Origin of the sequence: Pseudomonas sp. MWU16-30323, assembly GCF_020515595.1 — a bacterium.
In the GTDB taxonomy this organism is placed as follows: Bacteria; Pseudomonadota; Gammaproteobacteria; order Pseudomonadales; family Pseudomonadaceae; genus Aquipseudomonas; species Aquipseudomonas yamanorum.
The window spans coordinates 123,578-146,781 of sequence record NZ_JAIWYM010000005.1 but is presented as its reverse complement, the minus strand read 5'-3'; the positions used below and the strand labels follow the sequence as shown (position 1 = coordinate 146,781).

Below are 23,204 nucleotides of genomic sequence, written 5' to 3'. Positions count from 1 at the left end.
TATTGAAAAAATATTATACAAACCCGCCCCGCTCCCCAAACATCCATGGGCCGCCCGCGTCAGCGGAACTTCCCCGGTTTTTTGAGCAGGCCCCCTCTTATGGCACGATTTAAAACCACGCTGCTGGCTTTCCATTTCCTGACCCTCGCAGGCCTATTCATGTCCTCACTAACTGCCCACGCCAACGCGACCGACTCAACCGCAGCGCAGCTTGCGCAAGACGCCATCTACCAACTGCGCATCTACGAAATTTTCGAAGACAATAAGGTTGCGTTTCATGAAAGATTTCGTGATCACGCCATGCGCATCATGGCCCGTCATGGGTTCGACATCATCGCGCTGTGGGAAACCAAGACCGACCAACGTACCGAGTTTGTCTATCTGATCAGATGGCAGGATACCGAGAGGATGCGCCAGGGTTGGGCAAACCTGATGGCTGACCAGGAATGGTCTGCCATCAAAGAAAAAAGCGCCGCGGAGCACGGCGCAATGGTGGGCCAGATTCAGGAAAAGGTGATGGCGTTGACCGACTATTCACGGATACCTGCCAGCCTGCCACGGCCTTGATGCATATGCGACTACAGTTCCTTGAAACGGTGGCGCGGCCTCCCGGGCACCGGCAACCGGATGCTGTAGATATTGCCCGCCGCCGGATAGTCCGCGTGCTCGGCCGCCGACATGCCGAATTTGGCGGTGGTAATGAACAGGGTACGCATATCCGGTCCGCCAAAGCAGCAACTGGTGGGCCGTGGCACCGGCACCGGCAAGGTCTGCAGCAGGACCCCATTGCGGTCGTATTGCAGCAGGCAGCCTCCGTTGAATTGGCAAACCCACAGGTTATCCTCGATATCCAGCGCCAGGCCGTCCGGTCGGCCCAGTTCCTCCGGTGTCCGGGCGAACACGGATACCTGTTGCAGGTAGTTGCCGTTCGCCAGGTAAGGAGCGCGGTAGAGCGTGCGGGCCACCGAGTCGACGAAAAACAACTCGTCGCCCTCACTTGCCCACGCCAGTCCGTTGGGCAGGCTGATACTGTCCAATATCACCGAGGCGTTCAGGCCGGCGTCGTAGCGATAGAGCTTGCCCGTATTGCGGCTGTGACCTTCATCCATCAAGCCGGTGATGAAGCGGCCCTGCGGGTCGCACGCACCATCATTGAAGCGATAGGACGACAGCGTAATGGCCAGCTTTGAGTTCTGAGTGACCCGCAGGCTGGTGCGGTCGAGGATGGCAACGCCAGCATTCTGGGTGAAAATCAGGTTGCCCTTTTCAGTCAATGCCAGGGCGCCAATGCGCGCAGGCGACTCATACAGTCGCGTCAGGTGCCCGTGCAGGTCCAGGGCATTGATCTGGCCGCCACTGATGTCGACAAAGAGCAGGCACTGATGGGTTTCATCCCAGACAGGGCTTTCACCCAGATCGGCCTGGCACGGTGAAAACAGTTTGAGCTCTTCCTGAGCAGGCATATTCAACGCTCCTTGATGTGATCCCAAAGCTGGGCAACTTGTTCGGCACTGGTGGCCTTCACTCGGGCCAGATCGACCGGGTAGTCGACACCTGGGTTTTCGACAAACCGCGTCGCCGTAAACTGGCCATTGCTGGCACGCAGGACATAACCGGAGTCTTGGCACTGCTGCGACGCCAGGAACACCACGCCAGGCGTCACCCATTCAGGCTTGAGGTTCTCCGGTTCGCCCGTCACGCCCCACATGCGGGTCTTGGCCACTGGGGATACCGCATTGACGAGAATGCCGGCTTCCGTGCCTTCCATGCTTAGCGCATTCATGATGCCCAGTTGTGCCATCTTGCCGGCGGCATACGCCACCAGGCCCGGTTGGGCATATTGCTGGTACATCGCGCGGTCGGATGACGTCAGCACGACCCGTGCGGCAGCAGACTGTTTGAGGTGTTTCCAGGCATGTTTGCATAACCACACGGGGGTATAGATATTGATATCCACCGCGCGGCCGATGAATGTTACATCAGCCTCCTCAATCGCTTGATAACCGACCCAGCCGGCGTTGTGAATCAAGATATCGAGTTGGCCAAATGCCTCGATGGCCGTTGCCACCAATTGCTCGCAACCCTGTTCGCTGGACAAGTCCCCATGATGCCCTACCACGTTCAAACCTTTGTCCCTGAGGGCTTTCGCAGCCTCCATGGCGATGGAGCCATCGCCCCCGGCGCCCAGCTTATCTGCGCCGATATCACTGATCACCACATTGGCGCCCAGTGTGGCCAACGCGTGCGCATAACTAAAACCGAGCCCTCGGCCAGCGCCCGTTACAACTGCGGTCTTTCCTGTAAAGTTCATTGGCTGTTTCCTCTTGAGTGCCACCTCACCTTAACAATGAATATGCACGCTGTTTAATACTAACGGCGGCGCAAGTTGATACCTGGTTCATATCAAGTTGATGTTCAATCCGAATGATCCCTTGATGATTATTCGTCTTAAGGCCCAACCGGAAACCACTCCACGGCATTCGGACCTGCTCGATAGCGCTTGCAAGTTTTGGATCCAAAGTTCAACTTAGCCGTGTTTATTGTTTAGTCGAGCGCCTGTTTGCCGGTAACATTGCCGCACCCAGTCCACAGATCAGTTCAAATGAAGGAACAGAAGAAATGATCGAAACCCGCCTGCTACGCCAATTCATCGCCGTGGCTGAAGAGCTGCATTTCCACAAGGCCGCCATTCGCCTGCACATGGCCCAGCCCCCGTTGAGCCAAGCCATCAATCGGCTGGAAGACAAACTGGGGTTCAGTCTGTTCACACGCAATAAACGCGGGGTCAAGCTGACCCCCGCTGGTGGTGCATTCCTGAATGCGGCCTACAGCACGTTGAAGGAGTTGGAGCTGGGCATCGAACACGCACGCCAGGTGTCCGAGGGCATTGCTGGCAAACTCACGGTGACGGCGGTGTCCATCGCCTACTACGAGTCACTGCTCAATACCCTGCGCCAGTTCCGCGAGACCTACCCCAAAGTCCAGTTGATCATCAAGGAGATGCCCTCCTCCAGCCAGGCCAAGGCCATTCTGTCGGGAGAAGCGGATATTGCCTTCATGCGCAAGTTGCCGATCTCGGCGGAAAACGTCGAGTCACGCCTGTTGCTGGACGAAGAGATCGTGATGGCGCTGCCCGCCCATCACCCGAAGGCAAAGGAAGGTCAGATCGACTTGAGGGACTTCGCCGGGGAAGACTTCGTATTCACCCCCGAAGCCCTGGGCACCGGCTATCACAGTCAGCTGATCGCCTTGTGTGAAGCCGCCGGTTTTTACCCCAAGGTAGTGCAGGAGGCCGCGCAGATCCATACCTTGATCGGCTTGGTGGCCTGCGGTTTCGGCGTTGCCCTGGTGCCTGAGTCGATTGCCAACTCAATTATGCGCGACAAGGTCCTGTTCCGCAGGATCTACCCCGTGACCGTCTCCCCCAACCCGGCCATCGGCCTGTACATGAGCTGGAACACACACAACGAATCACCGTTGATGGACAGCTTCATTTCCATGCTCGATTTCAATGCCGCTCCCCGGGTCGAGGGGATGCTGGCCGCTCAGGTCAGTTAGAGCGCCAGTTGGTAATCCTTGAGCCACGCGGCAAGGGACAAGGCGGTTTCCAGGTTATTGCGCTTGAGCTGGGAGTTGAAATCACCCACAGGCTGTTCAAGCTCGCGACGCAAGTGCGTGCGATCAATAATCTGGAAGACCGGGTTGCCGGCCTGTTGCAACAGCGCTTTGGTCTGCGCGCGCAGGAACTGTTCATACGCCAGGTTGGCAGACGTCGGGTATGGACTTTTCTTGCGCTGCAGCACGGCGTCAGGCACCAGGTCAGCACAGGCCTGCTTGAGCAACCACTTTTCCACCCCGTCTTTGCCCTTGATGCTCCACGGTACGTTGTAGACGTATTGCACCAGCTCATGGTCGGTGAACGGCACGCGCACTTCTAGACTGGCGTACATGCTCAGGCGGTCCTTGCGATCCAGCAGGATCGGCAGCCAGCGATGCAGGTGCATGTGGCAGACTTCGCGCATCCTGCGCTCCTCAGGGCTGTCGCCCTGCAGATGCTCGACGCTGTCGACGGCCTGGCCGTAACTGCTGCGTTGGTATTCGGCGAAATCACACAGTTTGTTGAAGTCCGGGTTGATCATCTCCGACTGCAGCAGCTGCATGCGTGAAAGCCAGGGGAAGCGCTGGGCTTCAAGCGCCTGGGAATCGCGAAACCAGGCATAGCCACCAAATACTTCATCCGCCGCTTCACCGGAAATGGCCACGGTGGAGTGCTCGCGAATAGCCTTGAACAGCAAGTGCAATGAGGTGTCCACGTCGCCGAACGTCTGGGCCGAATCGTTGGCCCTGAACACCGACTGCCGCGCCGCCTCGCTCACCAATTCCTGATTGTCGATCAGGATGGTCTGGTGATGGCTGCCGATCGCTTCGGCCGCCGCCAGCGCGAAGGGCTGGTCGCGATCCGGACGGAAAGTATCGGCACGGAACTGTTCGGCCTGCCCGACAAAGTCGACCGAAAACGAGTTGACCACACCGCCGTGTTCGGCTTGCAGCTTTTTCTGCGCCATGGCCGTGAGAACGGTCGAGTCCAGGCCGCCGGAGAGCAAGGAACAGACCGGCACGTCGGCATATAGTTGTTCGCCCAGGGCCCGTTCCAGCAAGGCCCGGGTTTTTTCGACGGTCTGCGCTTCGGTGTCGGTGTGCTCGTGACGCTCTACCGCCCAATAGCGCTGTACGCTCGGCGCGCGCCCGGCCAGCAATTGCAGGCGATGGCCAGGCGGCAATTCACGAATGCCCTTGAAGGCGGTCTGCGCGGTCGCTTTGCACAGGGATAACGCATCCACCAGGCCCACGACGTCCAGCGCTCGCTGGAACTGCGGGTGAGCGAGAATGGCCTTGGGTTCCGAGGCGAACAGCATGCCTGCGTCCAGCGCCGCATAAAACAGTGGCTTGACCCCCAGGCGATCGCGCAGCAGCAGGAAACGCCCCTGGCGCTCGTCGAAAATGGCCAGCGCAAACATGCCGGTGAGATGGTCGACGCATTGCTCGCCCCACTCCAGGTAGGCGTGCAGCACCACTTCTGTATCGCTGCGGGTGGTGAAGTGGTGCCCAGCCTTGCGCAAACGCTCACGCAGCGGGACATAGTTATAGACCTCGCCGGTGTACACCATCGCCACCGTCGCGCCGCCTGCGGTGGTGAATGTCATCGGTTGCGCGCCGCCGCTCAAGTCAATGATTGCCAGCCGGCGGTGCCCAAGCAATGCGTGCTGGCCCTGCCAGATTCCCTCGGCATCCGGGCCACGTCGCGTGAGGCTGGCGGTCATTTTCTCCACCAGCGGACGTTGATCGTTGAGGTCTCGCGTAAAGTCGACCCAGCCTGTAATTCCACACATGTCAGAGAATCCTTATTGGTCGATTGCAGCCGCAGGTAAAGGGCCGCGCAGCGCTTCAAGGCGTTTCGCCAAGTCAATCAATTGCAGCTCGCTGTCGCGCCGTCCCATGATCTGCAGAGCCAGGGGGGCCTTGCCGTCAGCACTGAGCATGATCGGCAGGGTGATCGCCGGCAGGCCGCTGAAGCTGGCTAACGGGGTAAAGCCGATTTTCTGTGAATAATCCGGATCGGCCGGTGACGGGATGGTCGAGTCGCCCGGCAGCGGCCGACGCACGTCGAAAGGCCGGCATGGGTCGATGGGAAACACCACCACATCCACACCTGCGTCTTCAAAACACTGGTCGATGCCGGCCCGCACCGCTTGCATGCGCTCGGTTATCTGCCCGTACTCGGTGTCGCTCACGGCGGCGCCCACATCCAGTGCGGCTTGGGTCGACCAGTGCAGGTCCGTATCGAAGACCCCGCGCCACACCTGGGAGGCCAACCAGGCGTCCCGCGCACATAACTGCCAGGCCGACCCACGACTGGCCCACAGCGCTGGCAATTGCACAGGCACCTGAGGCAGGCCCAAGTCAGCCATAAGGCTTTTCGCCTGTTGCATCATGGCGAGCATCGGCGCGCTGGTGACGTCCTCGTCAATGTGGCTCAGCACGCCAACCCGGTAGGTGTCGGCCAGCGGCTTTTGCTCGCCCAAATGTTGCTCGAGCCCCAGCATGGGCATCAGGAAGTCCAGATCATCAGCGGTACGCGTGACCCAACCCAGAGCGTCCATGGAGGGTGACAACGGAAACACGCCATCCAGGTTGGAAGCCTTGTGCGTCATGCGCAGCCCGACCATGCCGCAATGGGCTGCCGGCCAACGCACGGATCCCAGCACGTCGGTTCCCAGGGAGATGTCACACAAGCCCGCAGCCACGGCTACCGCCGAGCCGGTGCTGGAGCCGGAAGGGTCAATGCTCGGGTACAACGGGTTACGCGCCCCGCAGCCAAAGCCGATGTTGAGTTCGGTGGTGGCGACCTTAAACAGGACGCGCACGTCGGGATGCAGCGACCGCAAGGCGCTGGCAGAGACATCCGGGTAGTGTCGGTAACTGCGCAACCCCAGGCGGGTCGGCAGGCCGGCCACATCGACGGTGTCCTTGACCCCCATGCGGAACAGGACACTGTCGTCGGTCACACTCGAGACCAGGCAACGGTATTGGCTATCCGCCGAGCCTGCCCACTGGTTGTACTGCCCGGCCCATTGATGCCGCAGCCGGGGTTGCTCCAGTAGCAAACGGTGGCGCTGGCGTAACGGTAACCGGAGAAAGTCCGGCACAGCCTCGGCCTGTTCACGTTGGCTGGCGTGGCCTGACAGGTAAGCAGTAATGCTCTGCTCTGCAGTACGGATGCTCATGAATCACGACTCCCTGTTTCCTGGATAGCCCATGCCTGGGGTTTGCCGCTGGCTGACAACGGCACCTGTTCGACGTGGCGAATTCGCACCGGCTTGGGAAAATGCCCTCCCAGGCGCTCGATGGCCTGGGTGATGCTCGCCGCGCTGAGCGTGGGCGAACTGAACACGATTTCGTAGGCCTCGCCGCGCACCTCATCGCGCAGGGGCACGCATGCCAAGTGCTGGCATTGGGTCACCGCACTGAGGTCAGCGCGCAAGACGCCCAGGTCCTGGCGCACGCCATTGATTTTTATCAGCTGGCTGGCACGCCCCAACCACTGGAACTGCCCAGGCCCCACCGCAATAATCCAGTCATCGCTCTGGTGACTTGGCGCAGCCACTTCATCCTCGACGGCCCTGGCGATTCGCGGGCTGCGCACCCTGAGGCGTGACTCCACACCCACTGGGCTGAGCAACGAGACATCCTCGAATACCGTCCAGGGCATGGGCATTTCGCTGACAGGCCGATGGGCAATGGCACCGGTCTCGGTCGAACCGAGCAGTTCGATGAACGTCACCCCGGGCCCGGCAAAACGATTGACCACCCCGTACGCCTTGGACGGCAAAGCCGAGGTGCTGTGCAGTACCAATACCGGCACCTGCGGCGCCAGGCGCTTGAGCAGCGACGCGAGCAGTGTCCAGGTGCTGGCAATGCACAGGATCACTGTCGGCCCCCTGACTTGCAGGTCCGGCAGTGTGAGTGTCTCCAGAGAGCAGCATTGCAACCTGGCCTGGGTCACCTCGGCGCCTATCTGACCCAGGATCATGCCGTAGCTGTGCTCGGTGGGGGCGAACGTCAGGATGTCGGTCACACCGGCGGCCCATGTACCGAGGATCATCCGCGCTTCCTGCTCCATCTGCCGCCGTGTGCGGCCCCACTGGCGAGGCGCCTGGGTTGAGCCGGAGGTACGAAAAACGTGCTCCACGCTCATCGCCTAAACCGCCTGCAACGTGGCAGTGTCTTCCAGGCGCTCGGTGACGAACTGCTCCATTTTTTCCAGGGTCTCGAACCAGTAGCGAACGTCATCGCCGACGTAGTCAACCTCGATACCAAAGCGCTCCTCGATAGTGGTCACCACTTCTACCGCCATCAGGCTATCGAAGCGCTCGCCGATGAAGTCGCGAAAACTCTGTTCGGCGCCAATGGTACGGACCTCAGGCCCGAGCAAGGCTTCCAGGGCTGAGCGAATATCGTCTTTTACAGTGTTGGAATCGGTCATGTTATTAACCCTTTGTGCCAGCGTTAGTCAGTGTTTCACCCGTGGCGTAAAACACACTTTCAGGAAAAACATCTTCGTACTGCAGATAAAAGAATGAATCGGCAAACTGCGCAGTAAAAAAATTGAACAGTTGCGTGGCGAAATCCTTACGGAAAAACTGATCACGGCTGGCGGCAATCGACGCACGAATAAAAAACACTCGACTGCGCTTGCTCTCGCCATGATTAATGGGCATCGGGAGTCCGGCGCTGAATACACTTTCTTCGTCCAACGCACTAAAAATCACCATACAGTGCGACGGATCCAGGCCATGCCCCTTGAGTTCGCGAGCAACTTTCAAGGCGATTTTCTTTTTTTCACTTATTCCAAGAAACCCGGAGCGAATATTGATCGTCGGCACATCACCCTCTCAAGACAAATACAAGTTAGGAAGTACAGGCAGGTGCCCTTTGAACCATTGCCCAACCAGGCTGCCCAGGCAGGTGGACAGCGCGTCGTGCCCTTCGCGGTACATCGGTGACCAGGCGTAGCCGCCGTCCGTCTCGACGTTTTCCAGGAAATACAGCACGTGAGCGCGGTCCACCTCGAGGCCGAAGTCACAGGAGGCAGCCATGGCTTCGTAGGTGCTGAGCAAGTCCGGGATGCGATTGCCGATATTGGCGAAACCACCCTGCTTGACCTTGTGCCGCTGCAACAGCGCCAACATCCCTTCATTATCGGTGTAGCCCAGGTAACGCAGGCACTTGAGCGCCTGGACACTGGAGCGAAACGTCGCTACGCCACCCGGAAAGTTGGCAAAGGCCAGGGGCTCCTGGGTAATGGCGCAACGCCGGATAAAACGCTCCAATTGCCCGCAGTCGACGCCGTCACTGCGGCCCAGACGGGTGATGATCGACACCGCGGAGGCGGTCGACACCATGTCCGAGCCACGCCCTTCCCAGAAGCCGAAACCGCCATCGGGGTTCTGGATCCGCGCCAGCCAGGCCAGCACAGCCTGCCGGGCCTCGGGCAAGTCACGCAGCGCGCCGGCCGCCAACGCCCAAGCGGTGCAGCGCACTTCGGCGCCTCGCCCGGGCATGTACATCACTCCGGCTTCGTTGGGCAGCTGGCAACCCTCGATCCACTTCACCGCCGAGGCACGCGCCTGCGGGGTGAGGCGACCGTCCAGGACGGTGGCGGCGGTGGTCAAGACGTCCGCCGCTGCACCTTTTTCACGGTAGGTGTAGCCGCCGCTGTCGACATACAGCTGCTGGATAAACCGGCTGACGCCCTGGGCCAGCCCACTCACATCACGGCCCAGGGCCTTGAGCGAGCCAACCGCACAAAACACCGCCCAGACGTCTTCGCAGTCATAGCCTTGCCAGCGCACGAAACCGCCTTCGGGGCCACGCAACAACTCGATCCACGCGACACAACCGGCACTGTGCAACGGCGCGCGCCCCAGCGCAGCAAGGGTTGCGGTGGTGCGATAAGTCGCCCACAGGCACGCGGTGTCCGCCGCCTCGCTGAAGCGAAAGCCGCCCCCTGCAACCTGCTGGGCCTGCATCCAGTCGATCAGCCGATCCATGTCCCAAGCCGGCACCCAGTCGCCTTGCTGGCTGAGGGCCTTCCAGGCCATCACCGCATAAAAGCACGCGCGCACGTCCGCCTTGTTGCGCTGGGCAAATGCCGGCGACCAACTCAACCCACCATTTTCACACTGCAACGCACTGAGCCAGTCGAGCAGTACGGCCGGGGCTTTCACCTCACCGTGACAGACATTGATCAAGGTGCGCACCGCATAGTGGGTCGCCCACACATCCGCGCCCTGCCCCGCGCACATGGCGTAGGCATGCCCATCCCACAGGCTGTCCAGCCAAGGTTCGGTCTTTTCCGACACCTGCTCCAGCGCGCCGAGGTCGTTCAGGGTTTCGGTGCAGTAAAACGTTGCCCAGGCATCCGAAGGCATGCCTTTGCTCCAGGCGTAGCCGCCATCGCGGTTCAAGCGCGACTCGATGTAGCGACGAATCTGCGGCTGGTCGACCGTTTGCAACTGATCGACCCAGGCCAGGCTGCGGATGGCCGCATAGGTGCACCAGAGGTCCGGCTGGCCGCTGACCGCTGCGCGACCTTCGGGAAAGCGCGGCGGAATCTGGCTGAACGCATTCATTGCTGGCCACCGACGAAACGCAGGTTGGTCTTTTTCCAGCTTTTCTGCGAAGCCCCGCTCTTGCTGACCGCCGCCAGGTTGTTGACGAACAGGATCCTGTCCCACCGCAGCTTCATGCGTTCCTCGGAACACTCGCGCAACGAGTGTGCAAGCCCGGCCTCCAGCTCATTGTCCCAGACCACATCGCGCTCCAGGATCAGACTCGCGCTGTCCGTGGTGCGGTCCACTTCGATCAGGTAGCCGGTGGCGTTGCTGTGGCCATAGACGATTTCTTCGATCTTGCGGATTTCCAGGTCCACCCCAGACACCACGACAGCGTCGGAATCGCGACCGTTGACCATCATCGTCGGGCCCGGCAACCCCACGGCGTACTCGGACGTGATGGTCACACTGTCGCCGGTGTCCAGGCGCAACAGCGGGCGGGCATACAGGTTCAGCGGCGTGACGACAAGACGCCCGCTGGCACCATTGCTCAAGGGTACGATCTGACCGCTGGCGGTCACCAACTCGAAATAATTGGTGCCCGTGGTCAAGCGTTGCGCCTTGCCCTGGGTCACCGCCGCCAGGGTGCCGGTTTCGGTGCTGCCGTAGCTGGCATCGTGAATATCGCAGGCCCACCACTGCGCGAGGTTTTCCCGGAAGGGCTGGGTATTGACTTCGCCCAACAACATAATCGCGTTGATCGACTCACTGACACGCTCAAGCATCTGCCGTTGCTTGAGATAGCGCGTCAGTTGCACCAACACCCCAGGCGCGATGAATATCACAGTCGGACGGTAGGTCTCGAACAGCCTGCACAGACGCTCCCAATCCGTGATCCCCGTGGTGAAGGGGTAGGCACGCACATGGGAAACGTCGAGGTATTCGCATACATTGGCGATCAAGTCGCCCACCGGGACGATGTCCGACGGCATCAGGTTGGCCACCCGTGAGCCGGGTTCGATGACGTGGCGCCAGTGGAACGCGACCGACACGGCGTTCCAGATGATGTCCTCCTTGAGCCTGGGGCTGGGAGTGGGCTCGCCGGTGGTGCCAGTGGTCGCGTAATACTTGGCGGCCTGGCCGTAATCAACGGTGCAGAATGCACGCGGGGAGCCTTTGAGACTGGCCTTGGGCGTCAGCGCCAGGGCCTGGAACCCGGCGAAGCTGAAGTCGCCCAGGTCGCGATAGAACTCGCTGTGGCGGGCGCGCTCCCACACAGCCTGCAGTTTTCGCTCATAGAAAGGGGCGTCGGGGATCAACTCCCCATGACGCAGGATTTCGCGTTCGGCGCCCTGCAAAACCCTATAGTAATGATCGTTATGAACTAACATTAACTTGCCCTCGTTAAAAAACCCCAACGAGAATTGGCGAGCCGACCGATAAAGTAAAATACTTTCGCGGTCTATTAGTAAGAGCCTGCAGATATCAGAGAGAAAAACCGATACTTGACGACTCGAGCCTCTTGTTTAGTTAGGGTCGTGCTCCCCGCGATACGCCAACCTGCCGAAAATTACAACTAAATAAACAGCTCATCGTGGATTAATACGGGCGCCATCAAAAAGAAACTAAGCCTCGCCAATAGTATTAAGCAGAGACTTTTATAGTATTTCTCATCTGACTCTTAGTGCCGCACTATCACCGCCACCTTTGCAAGAACGCGTTCCGGGCATCGCCACGGCAGTCGGTTTAACAAGACGCCAACTTAGTGCACCTGCGCCGGCTGGATCCCCGATTCACGCACAGACAAGGAGACGCTGAATGCTGACGACACACCCACATTTCCAGGCCATGGCCACTGACTGGACACCCGATACCTGGCGCTCACGACCAGCCTTGCATCAGCCCACCTATCCCTGCCCCGCCGAGCTCCAGCACACCTTGCACGCACTGGCCCAGCGGCCAGCGCTGGTGAACGCCGACAAGATCCTGCAACTCAGGCACCTAATCGTCCAGGCGCAGAACGGCCACGGTTTTATCTTGCAGGGCGGCGATTGCGCGGAGTCCTTCGAGCACTGCTCCAAAGACGCCACAGCCAGTCAGCTCAAAGTGCTGCAGCAAATGACCCAGGTACTCATGCAGGGCCTGCAAACACCAGTCATCTGCCTGGCGCGCCTGGCGGGGCAATATGCCAAGCCGCGCTCAAGCGAGCGTGAAACACAGGGGCAACAGACCCTGCCGGTGTACCGTGGCGACATCGTCAACGATAGCGCGTTTACCCCACACGCACGCAGGGCAGATCCGAAGCGCCTGTTGCAGGCCCATGCGTGTAGCGCTGCAACGCTCGGGTTTGCCCGTGCGCTGTATGAAACCGGTATCGACGAACTGCTCAAACCCGCGCACTGGCCCACTGCATGGATCGACGCGCTGCCCGAGCGGGAGGCCTTCCACCGCACCCTCCAGGGGGTGCAGCACACCACACACTTCATGACCTCGCTGTCGGGCAGCGATGCAGACCGTTTCCTGCACCGTGAAACCTTCGTGTCCCATGAGGCCCTGCTGCTGGACTACGAGCATGCCCTGACGCGCCAAGTGCCCGGCTTCGACGGTTGGTTCAATCTGTCCACGCACTTTCCGTGGATCGGCAAACGCACCGCCGAGCTGGAGGGCGCTCATGTGGAGTACTGCCGGGGCATTCGCAATCCTTTGGGCGTCAAGGTCGGTCCCGATGTGAGCCCCGATGCCTTGCTGGCGTTGATGGGACGGCTCAATCCCCGCAACGAACCCGGTCGTCTGACACTGATCCACCGCATGGGCGCTGACCAACTCCGGGAAACACTGCCTGCCTTACTCAACGCCGTCACGCGCTCAGGCAGCAACGTGCTATGGCTGTGCGACCCCATGCATGGCAATACCGAAACCCTGACGTGCGGCACCAAAACCCGACGCTTTGAGCAGATCATGCGCGAGATTGAAGCGGCCTTCAGCGTCCATCGCGAACACGGCACTCGCCTGGGCGGCCTGCACCTGGAGCTCACAGGGGATGACGTCACCGAATGCCTGGGCGGCGCGCGCAACCTGCAACCCGATGACCTGTCCCGACGTTACCTGAGCAAGGTCGACCCACGCCTCAACCATGAACAAGCCCTCGAACTAGCGCTACGCGTTGCACACCTGGCCCGCTGAGACGCCCCCGCCCTTCCCCACAGCCGAGTTTTTATGCCTGCCGTCATCTACATTTTTTCGCTCTGTACTTTTACATTCGGCTTGTCCGAATTCGTCGTTGCCGGCCTGGTGTCGGCGATCTCGGCGGACTTGCATGAGCCCATCTCGCAAGTCGGCTCAGCCATCGCAGCCTATGCCTTGGGCGCCGCCATTGGCGCCCCGTTCATCACGGCCCTGTTGGCCAACTGGCGCGACAAAACCGTGTTGTTGCTGACCCTCGGCGTGCTTGCCGCCGGCGGCGTGGCCATCAGTCTGGCGCCCGATGTACTGACCTTGCATGGCGTACGTTTCATCGTCGGCCTCGCACATGGAGTATTCATGGCCGTGGCCTCCAACGCGGCGGTCAAACTGGTCGACCCGATGCGCGCAGGGCGAGCGCTGTCGCTGGTATGGATGGGCCTGACCCTTTCAATCGCCTTTGGCGTGCCTATCGGTACATTCTTCGGCAGCTACTGGTCATGGCGCGTGGTGTTCCTGGCCATCGGCGGCCTGGGCCTGATCAGCACCGTCGGCTTGGTGCTTCTGATGCGCCAGCAACCCCTTTCCTCGAAGAAGCGCGCCACAGACCTGAAACAAAACCTCGCGGCCCTGTTGCACCGCGAACTGTTGGGGGCTGCCACGATCGCGACGCTGGTGAGCGTGGCGACTTTTTCATTCTTTACCTTCGTGTCGCCGTTCCTGCTGGACATCACCCGTGTCCCGCCGCAGGTTCTGAGCCTGGCAATGCTGCTGTTCGGTATCTGCTCCATTCTCGGCAATTTGCTTGGCGGCTATCTCATAGATACCTTCGACGCCGATCGATGTTTGCTCGGTGGGTTGACGGCATTGATGCTTAATCTATTGAGCTTGCACATCTGGGGCGATTCGATGATCGCCACGTTAACGCTGGTGGGGCTATTGGGAGTGGTGTTCTTTGCCATAGTGACCATATCGACCCTGCGCATGCTGCGCCTAGCACACCACTATATTCCGCAGTCCAGTGCAGTGGCTTCAGGGCTTAATATTGCGTCGTTCAACCTCGGAACGGCGTTGGGAGGCATCGGCGCAGGCTGGGTGATTACCCATTTCGGGCTCGCCAACATCCCTATTGCGGGCGCCGCTGCAGCATCGGTGGCCATCGGCACGCTTGCCCTGCAGATGAAAAGTAGGTCTCCAACTGCCGATGGACACGCGGATCAATGCCCCTAGCGACCAGCGCCATAGCAACATCATGCAGAGCAAGAGCCTCTCGCGAGTCAATGTCAAGACAGGTGCTGAGAGACAGACCCGACAAGTCCGCTTAGGGATATTAACTCATTGTCAAAATGTTTTTTTGGGGATCCTGACAGCCTCTGATTCACTGTTTAACCATCCGTAGAACGTGTCACAGCCTCCCACTGCTCGATATCCCGCAGGGATTGCAGCAGTTTTTCCCGCACATAACGCAACGCATCACTGCCCAGCAGCAAATGCGCCGGTGGGTGGTCGCTGGCAATCAGCGTCAACATCGCCTGCGCGGCTTTTTGTGGGTCACCCAATTGGTGGCCGCTTTTCTCTTCCCGCGCCTGGCGCACCGGATCGAAGCTGGCATCGTAGTCGGCAATGCTGCGGGGCGTGCGCTGCATCGAGCGGCCGGCCCAATCGGTGCGAAACGAACCCGGAGCCACGGCCGTGACAAAGATGTTGAAGGGCTTGAGTTCTTTGCTCAGGGTGTCGGAGATGCCTTCCAGCGCGAATTTGCTCCCGCAGTAGTAGGCGATGCCCGGCATGGTGATCGTGCCGCCCATGGAGGTGATGTTGATGATGTGCCCACGGCGGCGCTGGCGGAAGTAAGGCACGAAGGCCTTGGTCACCGCAACGGCGCCGAACACATTGACGTCGAACTGACGACGCATGTCCTCCAGGGGCGACTCTTCGAAAATCCCCTCATGACCGTAACCCGCATTGTTCACCAGGACGTCCACCGGGCCGAAGCGGGTCTCCACCTCGGCGACGACGTTGTCGATCCGCTCAAAATCCGTGACGTTCAGGATCACCCCATGGGCGCGTTCCGCCGACAACACTTCGAACGCCTGCAGGGCCGTCTCATTGCGTACGGTCCCGATGACTCGGTGGCCGGCAGCCAATGCCTCTGCTGCCAGCGCTTTGCCAAAGCCGCTGCTGATGCCGGTGATGAACAGTGTTTTTTGCGTACTCATGAAAAATGGCTCTTGGTGGATGTACTCCCATGGTAGTCAGGTAATCACTGTCGACCTATGCCGGTAAATCTATGAGGTTTGCCTATTCCTATCAGCGTCAGGGAGTCTCAATCACGTTCACCTGCCCTGCCAGCAACACCGGCAATTGCGCCTGCAAAAACGCTACCCATGTGCGCACCTTGGCATCCAGGAAACGCCTTGACGGATACACCGCGAAAATACTGCGCTCTCTAAGCCGGTACTCGGGTAACAGCCGCACCAGCGAACCGTCGTGCAGTGCCGTGCTTGCACTGAAAAACGGCAACAGACTGATGCCCATTCCTTCCTGGGTCGCCTTGACCATCGCATCCGCCACGTTGGTCCTGAAGGTATCACCCGGCGAAATCGCAATCTCGCCCTCTTCCCCCTTGAACAGCCACGCATCCTCCTGGAAATCCTGAAGGTGCAAGCGTCGGTGCTGCATCAGTTGCTGCGGACTCTCGGGCACGCCGTATCTGGCCAGATACCCCGGTGCCGCACACAGTACGCTGAACAACTGCCCCACCGTCTGGCTCACCAGCGCTGAATCCGGCAATGAATGGGCGATGGAGATCACCACGTCGTGGCCCTCTTCAAGCGGGTCCGGGTTGTGCTGGGACAGGGTCAGCTCGATGGACACGTCCGGGTATTGGTCGCCGTAGCGGGCAATCAACGGGATGAGCAGCACGCCAAGCCCACTCATGCAATGCAACCGCAAACGCCCGCGCGGGTTGAGGTGTGCGCCGCTGGCTTCGGCGGTGGCGTCCCTCACGTCCTCAAGAATGTCGCGACAGCGCAACAGGAAACGCTCGCCCGAATCAGTAAGGCTCAGGCGCCGGGTGGTACGCTGCAAAAGTCGAGTTTCAAGGGTTTTTTCCAGCTCTGAGATCAACCGAGATACGTGGGCGCCGGACATCTCCAAGGCCTCAGCCGCCGCAGCAAAGCTGCCTGTGTCGACAACTCGGGCGAACACCTGCATGCCATTGAGCAGATCCATCAGCGTTGCCCCTCGATTGCTACCTGATACGTACGAGTCATTCACCTGTTCCTGTCTTTATCCCGCTGCGGCAATCACTAAAATGAACCCTACTCACAGAGGGACTCATCATGAATATCAAATGGCTCGGCCTGATCCTGCTCCTCACCGCTACCGGCACCCTGGCGGCCGGTAGCGCTGGAACACCGGATATCCAGCACATCGTTTCAATCACGCCCGTGCCCGGCAGTTGCCAGGTGGAACCGGCGACGATGGTTTACCTCGACAGCCAGGGCGTCAGCCACACCCTCAACTACCAGGTCATGGGCACTTGCCAGGGCGGGGTTTAAAGCAGCTTCCAGGTGTAACTGAGGATCAGCCGGTTCTCGTCGATGTCGCTGCGGTAGTTTGAACGGGCCATGACGTTACGCACTCGGATGCCCAGGCCGCTCAATGTGCCGCTTTGCACCACATAGCCGATATCCAGGTCGCGCTCGCGGTCCTTGCCTTCGTAGCCGGCGCCGGTGGTCACGTTGTTACCGGTGATATAGCGCACGGTGGTGGTCAGCCCCGGAATGCCCAGCGCCGCGAAGTCGTAGTCGTACCGCGCTTGCCAGGAGCGTTCGTCGGTGTAGGCGAACTCGTAGGTGGGCACCTCGTTGCCCAGTGGCGAGATGTTCGCGAATACCCGGGGGAAGGCACTGTCGCCGTACATGGCTTGATAACCGACGTAGAAGATATGGCCGCCATGCTTGGCCGACAGCAGCGAAAAAAACGCCTGGTTGTCGATCTTGCCGAGCAATTGTTCGCCATCTTCCCGGGCATCGTAGTAGCCGAGGTTGGCGCCGAGCACCCAGTCGCCCATCGGCTGGCTGTGCTTGAGGCCGACAAAGTCCTGGCGGTAGATGTCCTTGAGTTGGCCATGCCAGTAGCTGACGCTGGTACGGTTGGTGTTGAAGGCGTAGTCGCCGCCGACGTAGTTGAACCCATCACTTTCTGCGCTGCGTTGCGGCACATGGCCGAGCATGGCGATCATCTTCTCGTCGCCGGCTTCGTTGCGCAGGCGGGTGGTGGTCAAGTGCCCGGCCTGTAGCGTCAGGCCCGCGATTTCGCCGGAGCTGACACTCACGCCCTGATAGCTCGGCGGCAGCAGGCGGATATCGCTGAAGGCCAGCACCGGCAAGTTGGGTTGCAGTTCGCCGACCTTCAATTCGGTTTTGGAGAATCTGGCCTTGAAGGTCAGGCCCAAACGGCTGTAATCGTCCGGGGCGCTGCCATCGCCCTTGACCGGGAGCAAGCCGGTATTGGTCCGGTCCGGGCTGCTGTCGAGTTTGAGCCCCAGGGTGCCCAGTGCATCCAAACCGAAACCGATCGGCCCCGGGGTATAGCCGGATTTATAGGTCAGGATAAAGCCCTGGCCCCACTCCTGCGCCTTTGACTGTTTGTTGGCGCCCACGATGTCCGAAAAGTCGCGGCTGAAGTAATAGTTGCGGGCCTGCAAGGTGGCCGTGGAGTCCTCGATAAAACCGCCCTCAGCCGCCGTCGCCGCAAGGGGCATGCCCAACAGGGACAGCCAGATACGTTGTGTGTTCATGTCGTTGCTCTTAGTTATTGTTATCGACAGTTATTGCGCCGGGGCGGTGATCTCGTCGTGCCGGCCTTGACGCTCATTCAGGGCATACCCCGTCATCGCCAGCACAGCGATAGCCCCGGGAATGGCAAAGGCCATGAAGTTCAGGTGCAGGGGCAACTCAATGCCCATGAGTGCGCCGCCCAGCAGCGGGCCTACGATGGCGCCTGTGCGGCCAATACCGGAAGCCCAGCCAAGGCCAGTGGCTCGAATGTTCAGGCCATAGAGTTGTGCGGCACCGGCGTACAGCAGGATCTGTGTGCCGATGGTGGTGGCGCCTGCAAAAAAGATCAGCAGGTACAGGACCGGCATCGGGCTATTGATCCCCAGCAGGCTGATGGACATCAGCGCGGCGATGAAGAAGCCGATCACCACCTTCACCAGGTTAAGCCGGTCACACAGCCAACCGCCGACGAGTGCGCCGGCAATGCCACCAAAATTCAGGGCCAGCAGGAAGGACAGGCTCGATCCCAAGCTGTAACCGGCACCCGCCATCAGTTTGGGCAGCCAGGAACTCAAGGCGTAAACCATCAACAGGCAGCAGAAAAACGCGACCCAGATCGCTGCTGTTCTCAAGGCCAGGCCATGGCGGAACAACTCCAGCACCGAGGCGCCCTTGCCTTTACCGGCGCTGACGAGCAGTTGGTCTTCCGGGTCGATCCGGGTCTGCGGCGACAGGCGCTTGAGCAGCTCACGCGCCTGTTCCTTGCGGCCCTGGCGAATCAGGAACCCGATGGATTCCGGCAGCCAATACACAATCAACGGCATCAGCAGCAACGGGATGGCCGCCGCGAAGAACATGGACGACCAGCCAAAACGCGGCAGCATGAAAATCCCGACCCCGGCCGAAAGCATGCCGCCCAACGAATAGCCACCGAACATCACTGCCATCAGGATGCTGCGCATTTTCTTCGGCGCGTATTCAGTAATCAGTGCAGCGGCGTTGGGCATCAACCCGCCACAGCCGAGCCCGGCAATAAACCGGCAGATGCCGAACTCCGTCGGGTTGCTGGCAAAGCCGTTCACCACGGTGGCGACGCTGAATAACGCAAAGCAGATGGCGATGCCTTTCCTGCGACCGAACTTGTCGGCCAGGCTGCCGAAGACCAGCGCGCCGAACATCATGCCGAACAGCGCATAACTGCCCAGGGCGCCGGCCTGCAAGGGCGATAGCCCCCATTCCTGCATGATCGACGGCAAGACTACGCCGTAGATGAACAAGTCATACCCGTCAAAGATCAACAGTACGGCACACAGGCTGACTACCAGCCAGTGGAACCGATTGAACCGGGCGTTATCGATAATCGAATTAACGTCATGAGTACGCATGGCAATGCTCTCTTTATTGTTGTTGTGAGTCAGCGTCCGCAGGTACAGCGATGGGTCAGCCGAGGTCGCCGCCTCCTACCGGCAAGGTGACACCCGTGATGTAGGAAGCCTCATCGGAGGCGAGAAACAGAATCGCGCCGGCTTGTTCGTCGATGCTGCCGTAGCGCTTCATCAGGCTGCTGTCGAGGGTCTGGTCGACGATCTGTTGGTACCAGACCCGCTCCTGGTCGCTCTGAGGCTGGCTGTTGCGCGGGATCCGGCGCGGTGGCGCCTCGGTGCCGCCCGGTGCGGTGGCGTTGACCCGAATGCCGCTGCCCGCAGTCTCCAGGGCCAGGCATGCGGTCAGGGCGTTGACGCCGCCCTTGGCTGCGCCATACGGCACGCGATTCACCCCGCGTGTAGCCACGGACGAGACATTGACGATGGCACCACTGCCCTGCTCCAGCATGTAGGGCAACACGCAATGGCAGCACCACAACGTGGGGAACAGCGAACGACGCACTTCAGCCTCGATTTCGTTCTCGGCGTAATGTTCGAAGGGCTTGGCCCAGAGGGTCCCGCCGACGTTGTTGACCAGCATGTCGATACGCCCGAATCGCGCCTTGGCGGCGGCCATCACACGCGCGCATTCGGCGTGCTGCTCCAGGTCGGCAGTGAGGAGCAGCGCCCGCTCATGCTGCAACTCATGCACCAGCTCCGAGCGGTCGACCGCCACCAGCCAGGCGCCCTCTTCCAGCAAACGCTCGGCAACACGCCGGCCAATGCCTTGGGCGGCGCCGGTGACCAACGCGACCTTGTTGTTGAAACGTGGGTTCATGGTGCTTTCCTCAGGCAGCGTCGCCGGTGACGATGGCGTTGGGCGTGAACTTCTCGTAATGGAAGCTGGCGGGCGTTACCCCCTGGTTCTTGAAGTGCTGGCGTACCGCATCGACCATCGGCGGCGGCCCGCACAGGTACACATCCACGTCGCCGTCGTTCAGCACGTCGGCGGCCATGTGTTGGGTGACATAGCCCTGCTGCGGGTGCGCAGTCTGTGGGTCCGCTACGCAGGTGACATAATTGAAGTTGGGCAGGCGCCTGGCGAAGGCGTCCAGCACCTCGACCATCACCAGGTCCTGGTCCCGCGTCACGCCGTAGATCAGCGTGACGGGCCGGGTTTCCTCACGTTCGGCCAGCACTTCGAGCATCGACAGGAATGGCGCCAACCCCGTGCCGCCCGCCAGCAACAGCAATGGCCGCGACACGTCACGCAGGTAGAAACTGCCCAGCGGCCCGGTCATCGGCACCGCGTCACCGGGTTGGGCGCGCTCCAGCCAGCCACTCATCAACCCGCCGGGCACATGCTTGATCAGGAAGCTGGCGCGCTTGTCGCCGGGCTTGCTGCTGAAGGAATACGCGCGGGTCTGCCCGCTGTCGGGCACGCCGATATTCACGTATTGGCCCGGCAGGAATACCGGTGCCTGGTCCAGCTCGAAACTCACCTCCAGGGCGGCATCCGCATGCCGGGTAATGCTCGCCACCGTCGCGGCAAACTGCGCGGTGCCGGTCTTGCACGCACCGGACGGTACCGGCACGGCAATCACGCAGTCGGATTGCGGCACCATCTGGCAGGTCAACACCTGGCGCTCGCTGGCTTCATCCTCGCTCAGAGCGTCTTCGATGTAGTCGTCGCCCAACTCATAGGTGCCGGTTTCACAGCGGCATTTGCAGGTGCCGCACACGCCGTCCGAGCAGTCCATGGGCAGGTTGATACGTTGGCGAAAGGCCGCGTCGAGGACCTTTTCACCCACCTTGCAGTCGATGAAACGGGTCACCCCGTCCTCGAAATTCAGGGCAATGGAGTACGTCATGGGCGTGTCCTCAGATGTGGTAGATATCGATGACCTGATGGATGTAGTCGTTTTTCAGCACCACTTTCTTGCGCGTGATCAGCGGCTGTTCGGCGCGGATGTCCAGGCGATAGAACGAGGTACCGAAGTACGTATCCGTGGTCTTGTAGCGATGGCTGAGGGTTTGCCAGTTGAAACGCAACTCCACGTGCTGACCGTCGTCGGCCAGCACTTCGAGGTTGGTGATCAGGTGCGCGGTGCGCGGCTCCGGGGTGCTGGCGCTGGAGCGCTCGGTCTTGATCCGGAACACCCGGTCTTCCAGGCCGTCGCGGCTGGGGTAATAGATCAGCGAGATTTCGCTCTGGGGGTCTTCGGTCAGGGTGTCGTGGTCATCCCAGGCCGGCATCCAGTACTCGACCTTGGGTGAATAGCATTCGAGCCATTCGTCCCATTGGCGGTCATCCAGCAGGCGGGCTTCGCGGTATAGAAAGTCCAGCAGGCGGTCACGGGAAGGGCTCATGACAGCACCTCCTTGTCTGTGACGATCAAGCCTTGCTGTTCGCGCTCGATCGCCCGTTGCAGGCTCTGGGCCCAATGGGCGTGCTGGCGCACGAACAGGCCTTCATCTTCGGTTTTCACGCCGCTGAGCTGCGGATTCATGCCCATGGCCCGGGCGTTGTCGTCGGCGCCTTCCACCCATTGTTTCGCGCCGCGGCTGAGGTCGTTCCACAAGGTGGTCGCGCCTTGGTAGCCGGTCTGGCAGGCGCGAAATTCTTCGAGGTCGTCCGGCGTACCCATGCCGCTGACGTTGAAGAAATCTTCGTACTGGCGAATACGCGTGGTGCGCTCCTCGGCACTTTCGCCCTTTGGCGCCATGCAGTAGATCGTGACCTCGGTCTTGTCGACGGCAATCGGGCGCACCACGCGGATCTGCGTGGAGAACTGGTCCATCAGGTACACATTCGGGTAGAGGCACAGGTTGCGGGTTTGATCGACGATAAAGTCCGCACGCTCCTGGCCCAGGCGCTCGGCCAGCGCCTCGCGGTGTGCGTGCACCGGGCGCACTTCGGGATTGAGCAGGCGCGTCCACAGCAGGATATGCCCGTGCTCGAAGGCGTAGACGCCGCCCAGGCTTTTCGACCAGCCATTGGCGTCGACGGTACGGGTGCCTTCGGCTTCGTAGTTGCGCCGGCCCATGGTGGCCGAGTAGTTCCAGTGCACCGAGCTGACGTGATAACCGTCGGCGCCGTTTTCGATCTGCAGCTTCCAGTTGCCGTCGTACACATACGACGAACTGCCCCGCAGCACTTCCAGGCCCAGGGGTGCCTGGTCGACCATCTGGTCGATGATCACCCGGGTTTCCCCCAGGTAGTCGCTGAGTTCCGGCACCGTCTCGCTGAGGCTGCCGAACAGGAAACCGCGATAGTTTTCGAAGCGTCCAAGGCGCTTGAGGTCGTGGGAGCCGTCACAGTCGAAGCGCTCGGGATAGGCGCCGGTCTTGGCGTCCTTCACTTTGAGCAGCTTGCCGGCGTTGCTGAAGGTCCAGCCGTGGAACGGGCAGGTAAACGAGCCTTTGTTGCCTTGTTTACGGCGGCAGAGCATGGCGCCGCGGTGGGCACAGGCGTTGACCAGGCCGTGTAGCGTGCCTTGTTTGTCACGGGTGATGACCACGGGTTGGCGACCGATCCAGGTGGTGAAGTAGTCATTGATCTCGGGCACCTGGCTTTCGTGTGCCAGGTAGACCCAACCGCCTTCGAAAATGTGTTTCATCTCCAGGGCAAACAGGTCGGGGTCGGTGAAGATGTCGCGGCGGCAGCGGAACACCCCGGTGGCGGGATCTTCCTGGACGGAGTCGCGCAATTGTCGGGCGAGTCGGTCGAATGTGCTGATCATGGGGTAGGCCCTCGG

General features: G+C 60.6%; 22 protein-coding genes. 5 read left to right on the top strand and 17 right to left on the bottom strand.

Annotation, left to right across the window (positions count from 1 at the left end; genetic code table 11):
• Nucleotides 1-99 precede the first annotated feature (99 nt).
• Complete coding sequence (locus LIY45_RS08590; protein WP_226475995.1) at nt 100-567, top strand: NIPSNAP family protein; 468 nt, start codon at nt 100-102, stop codon at nt 565-567.
• Between the two features lie 11 nt (nt 568-578).
• On the opposite strand, the gene LIY45_RS08585 is transcribed toward LIY45_RS08590, so the two are convergent.
• Both LIY45_RS08585 and LIY45_RS08580 read right to left on the bottom strand, forming a co-directional pair.
• Entirely contained in the window at nt 579-1,463 is an 885-nt protein-coding gene (locus LIY45_RS08585) for an SMP-30/gluconolactonase/LRE family protein (RefSeq protein WP_226475994.1), read from the bottom strand.
• A 2-nt stretch (nt 1,464-1,465) separates the two neighbouring features.
• Complete coding sequence (locus LIY45_RS08580) at nt 1,466-2,311, bottom strand: SDR family oxidoreductase (protein WP_226475993.1); 846 nt, start codon at nt 2,309-2,311, stop codon at nt 1,466-1,468.
• A 308-nt stretch (nt 2,312-2,619) separates the two neighbouring features.
• Between LIY45_RS08580 and LIY45_RS08575 the strand changes: the two genes are divergently transcribed.
• Nucleotides 2,620-3,558 (top strand): LysR family transcriptional regulator, encoded by a 939-nt coding sequence (locus LIY45_RS08575; protein WP_226475992.1) that lies wholly within the window; start codon nt 2,620-2,622, stop codon nt 3,556-3,558.
• Here the strand turns inward: LIY45_RS08575 and asnB are convergent.
• From asnB to LIY45_RS08540, 7 genes are read right to left on the bottom strand one after another with little or no spacing between them, the layout of a single operon-like run.
• Nucleotides 3,555-5,390, bottom strand: coding sequence for an asparagine synthase (glutamine-hydrolyzing) (asnB, locus tag LIY45_RS08570; RefSeq protein WP_226475991.1), 1,836 nt, complete (start codon nt 5,388-5,390; stop codon nt 3,555-3,557). The genes LIY45_RS08575 and asnB overlap by 4 nt on opposite strands.
• A gap of 12 nt (nt 5,391-5,402) precedes the next feature.
• Nucleotides 5,403-6,785 carry an amidase gene (locus LIY45_RS08565; protein WP_226475990.1) on the bottom strand — a complete coding sequence of 461 codons (1,383 nt, stop codon included), beginning with the start codon at nt 6,783-6,785 and terminating at the stop codon, nt 5,403-5,405.
• Nucleotides 6,782-7,756, bottom strand: a complete 975-nt coding sequence (locus tag LIY45_RS08560; RefSeq protein ID WP_226475989.1) for an acyl-CoA synthetase — start codon at nt 7,754-7,756, stop codon at nt 6,782-6,784. The genes LIY45_RS08565 and LIY45_RS08560 overlap by 4 nt, the downstream gene beginning before the upstream one ends.
• A gap of 3 nt (nt 7,757-7,759) precedes the next feature.
• Nucleotides 7,760-8,044, bottom strand: coding sequence for an acyl carrier protein (locus LIY45_RS08555; protein ID WP_226475988.1), 285 nt, complete (start codon nt 8,042-8,044; stop codon nt 7,760-7,762).
• A gap of 4 nt (nt 8,045-8,048) precedes the next feature.
• A complete protein-coding gene (locus LIY45_RS08550; protein WP_226475987.1) occupies nt 8,049-8,444 on the bottom strand; it encodes a hypothetical protein in 396 nt (131 codons plus the stop codon).
• Between the two features lie 9 nt (nt 8,445-8,453).
• The gene (locus tag LIY45_RS08545) at nt 8,454-10,193 is read right to left on the bottom strand and encodes a prenyltransferase/squalene oxidase repeat-containing protein (RefSeq protein ID WP_226475986.1); all 1,740 of its coding nucleotides are present in this window, start codon (nt 10,191-10,193) and stop codon (nt 8,454-8,456) included.
• Nucleotides 10,190-11,506, bottom strand: a complete 1,317-nt coding sequence (locus tag LIY45_RS08540; protein ID WP_226475985.1) for a phenylacetate--CoA ligase family protein — start codon at nt 11,504-11,506, stop codon at nt 10,190-10,192. The genes LIY45_RS08545 and LIY45_RS08540 overlap by 4 nt, the downstream gene beginning before the upstream one ends.
• 427 nt (nt 11,507-11,933) lie before the next feature.
• Here LIY45_RS08540 and LIY45_RS08535 point away from each other — a divergent pair, with 427 nt between their 5' ends.
• Nucleotides 11,934-13,298: a 3-deoxy-7-phosphoheptulonate synthase class II gene (locus LIY45_RS08535; protein WP_226475984.1), complete on the top strand. Its 1,365-nt coding sequence runs from the start codon at nt 11,934-11,936 to the stop codon at nt 13,296-13,298.
• A gap of 33 nt (nt 13,299-13,331) precedes the next feature.
• Complete coding sequence (locus LIY45_RS08530) at nt 13,332-14,525, top strand: MFS transporter (protein WP_226475983.1); 1,194 nt, start codon at nt 13,332-13,334, stop codon at nt 14,523-14,525.
• A 155-nt stretch (nt 14,526-14,680) separates the two neighbouring features.
• Here the strand turns inward: LIY45_RS08530 and LIY45_RS08525 are convergent, their stop codons facing one another.
• Entirely contained in the window at nt 14,681-15,514 is an 834-nt protein-coding gene (locus LIY45_RS08525) for an oxidoreductase (protein ID WP_226475982.1), read from the bottom strand.
• Between the two features lie 97 nt (nt 15,515-15,611).
• Nucleotides 15,612-16,529, bottom strand: a complete 918-nt coding sequence (locus LIY45_RS08520) for a LysR family transcriptional regulator (protein ID WP_226475981.1) — start codon at nt 16,527-16,529, stop codon at nt 15,612-15,614.
• Between the two features lie 110 nt (nt 16,530-16,639).
• On the opposite strand from LIY45_RS08520, the gene LIY45_RS08515 reads away from it, so the two are divergent.
• Nucleotides 16,640-16,858, top strand: a complete 219-nt coding sequence (locus LIY45_RS08515; RefSeq protein WP_226475980.1) for a DUF2790 domain-containing protein — start codon at nt 16,640-16,642, stop codon at nt 16,856-16,858.
• On the opposite strand, the gene LIY45_RS08510 is transcribed toward LIY45_RS08515, so the two are convergent.
• From LIY45_RS08510 to LIY45_RS08485, 6 genes are read right to left on the bottom strand one after another with little or no spacing between them, the layout of a single operon-like run.
• Nucleotides 16,855-18,102 (bottom strand): OprD family porin, encoded by a 1,248-nt coding sequence (locus tag LIY45_RS08510; protein ID WP_226475979.1) that lies wholly within the window; start codon nt 18,100-18,102, stop codon nt 16,855-16,857. The genes LIY45_RS08515 and LIY45_RS08510 overlap by 4 nt on opposite strands.
• 30 nt (nt 18,103-18,132) lie before the next feature.
• Nucleotides 18,133-19,467, bottom strand: coding sequence for an MFS transporter (locus tag LIY45_RS08505; RefSeq protein WP_226475978.1), 1,335 nt, complete (start codon nt 19,465-19,467; stop codon nt 18,133-18,135).
• 55 nt (nt 19,468-19,522) lie between these two features.
• The gene (locus tag LIY45_RS08500) at nt 19,523-20,284 is read right to left on the bottom strand and encodes a 1,6-dihydroxycyclohexa-2,4-diene-1-carboxylate dehydrogenase (RefSeq protein ID WP_226475977.1); all 762 of its coding nucleotides are present in this window, start codon (nt 20,282-20,284) and stop codon (nt 19,523-19,525) included.
• 10 nt (nt 20,285-20,294) lie between these two features.
• The gene (gene benC / locus LIY45_RS08495) at nt 20,295-21,317 is read right to left on the bottom strand and encodes a benzoate 1,2-dioxygenase electron transfer component BenC (protein ID WP_226475976.1); all 1,023 of its coding nucleotides are present in this window, start codon (nt 21,315-21,317) and stop codon (nt 20,295-20,297) included.
• Nucleotides 21,318-21,327: 10 nt separating this feature from the next.
• Entirely contained in the window at nt 21,328-21,816 is a 489-nt protein-coding gene (benB, locus tag LIY45_RS08490) for a benzoate 1,2-dioxygenase small subunit (protein ID WP_226475975.1), read from the bottom strand.
• The gene (locus LIY45_RS08485; protein WP_226475974.1) at nt 21,813-23,189 is read right to left on the bottom strand and encodes a Rieske 2Fe-2S domain-containing protein; all 1,377 of its coding nucleotides are present in this window, start codon (nt 23,187-23,189) and stop codon (nt 21,813-21,815) included. Before LIY45_RS08485 ends, benB begins: the two co-directional genes overlap by 4 nt.
• Nucleotides 23,190-23,204: the final 15 nt, after the last annotated feature.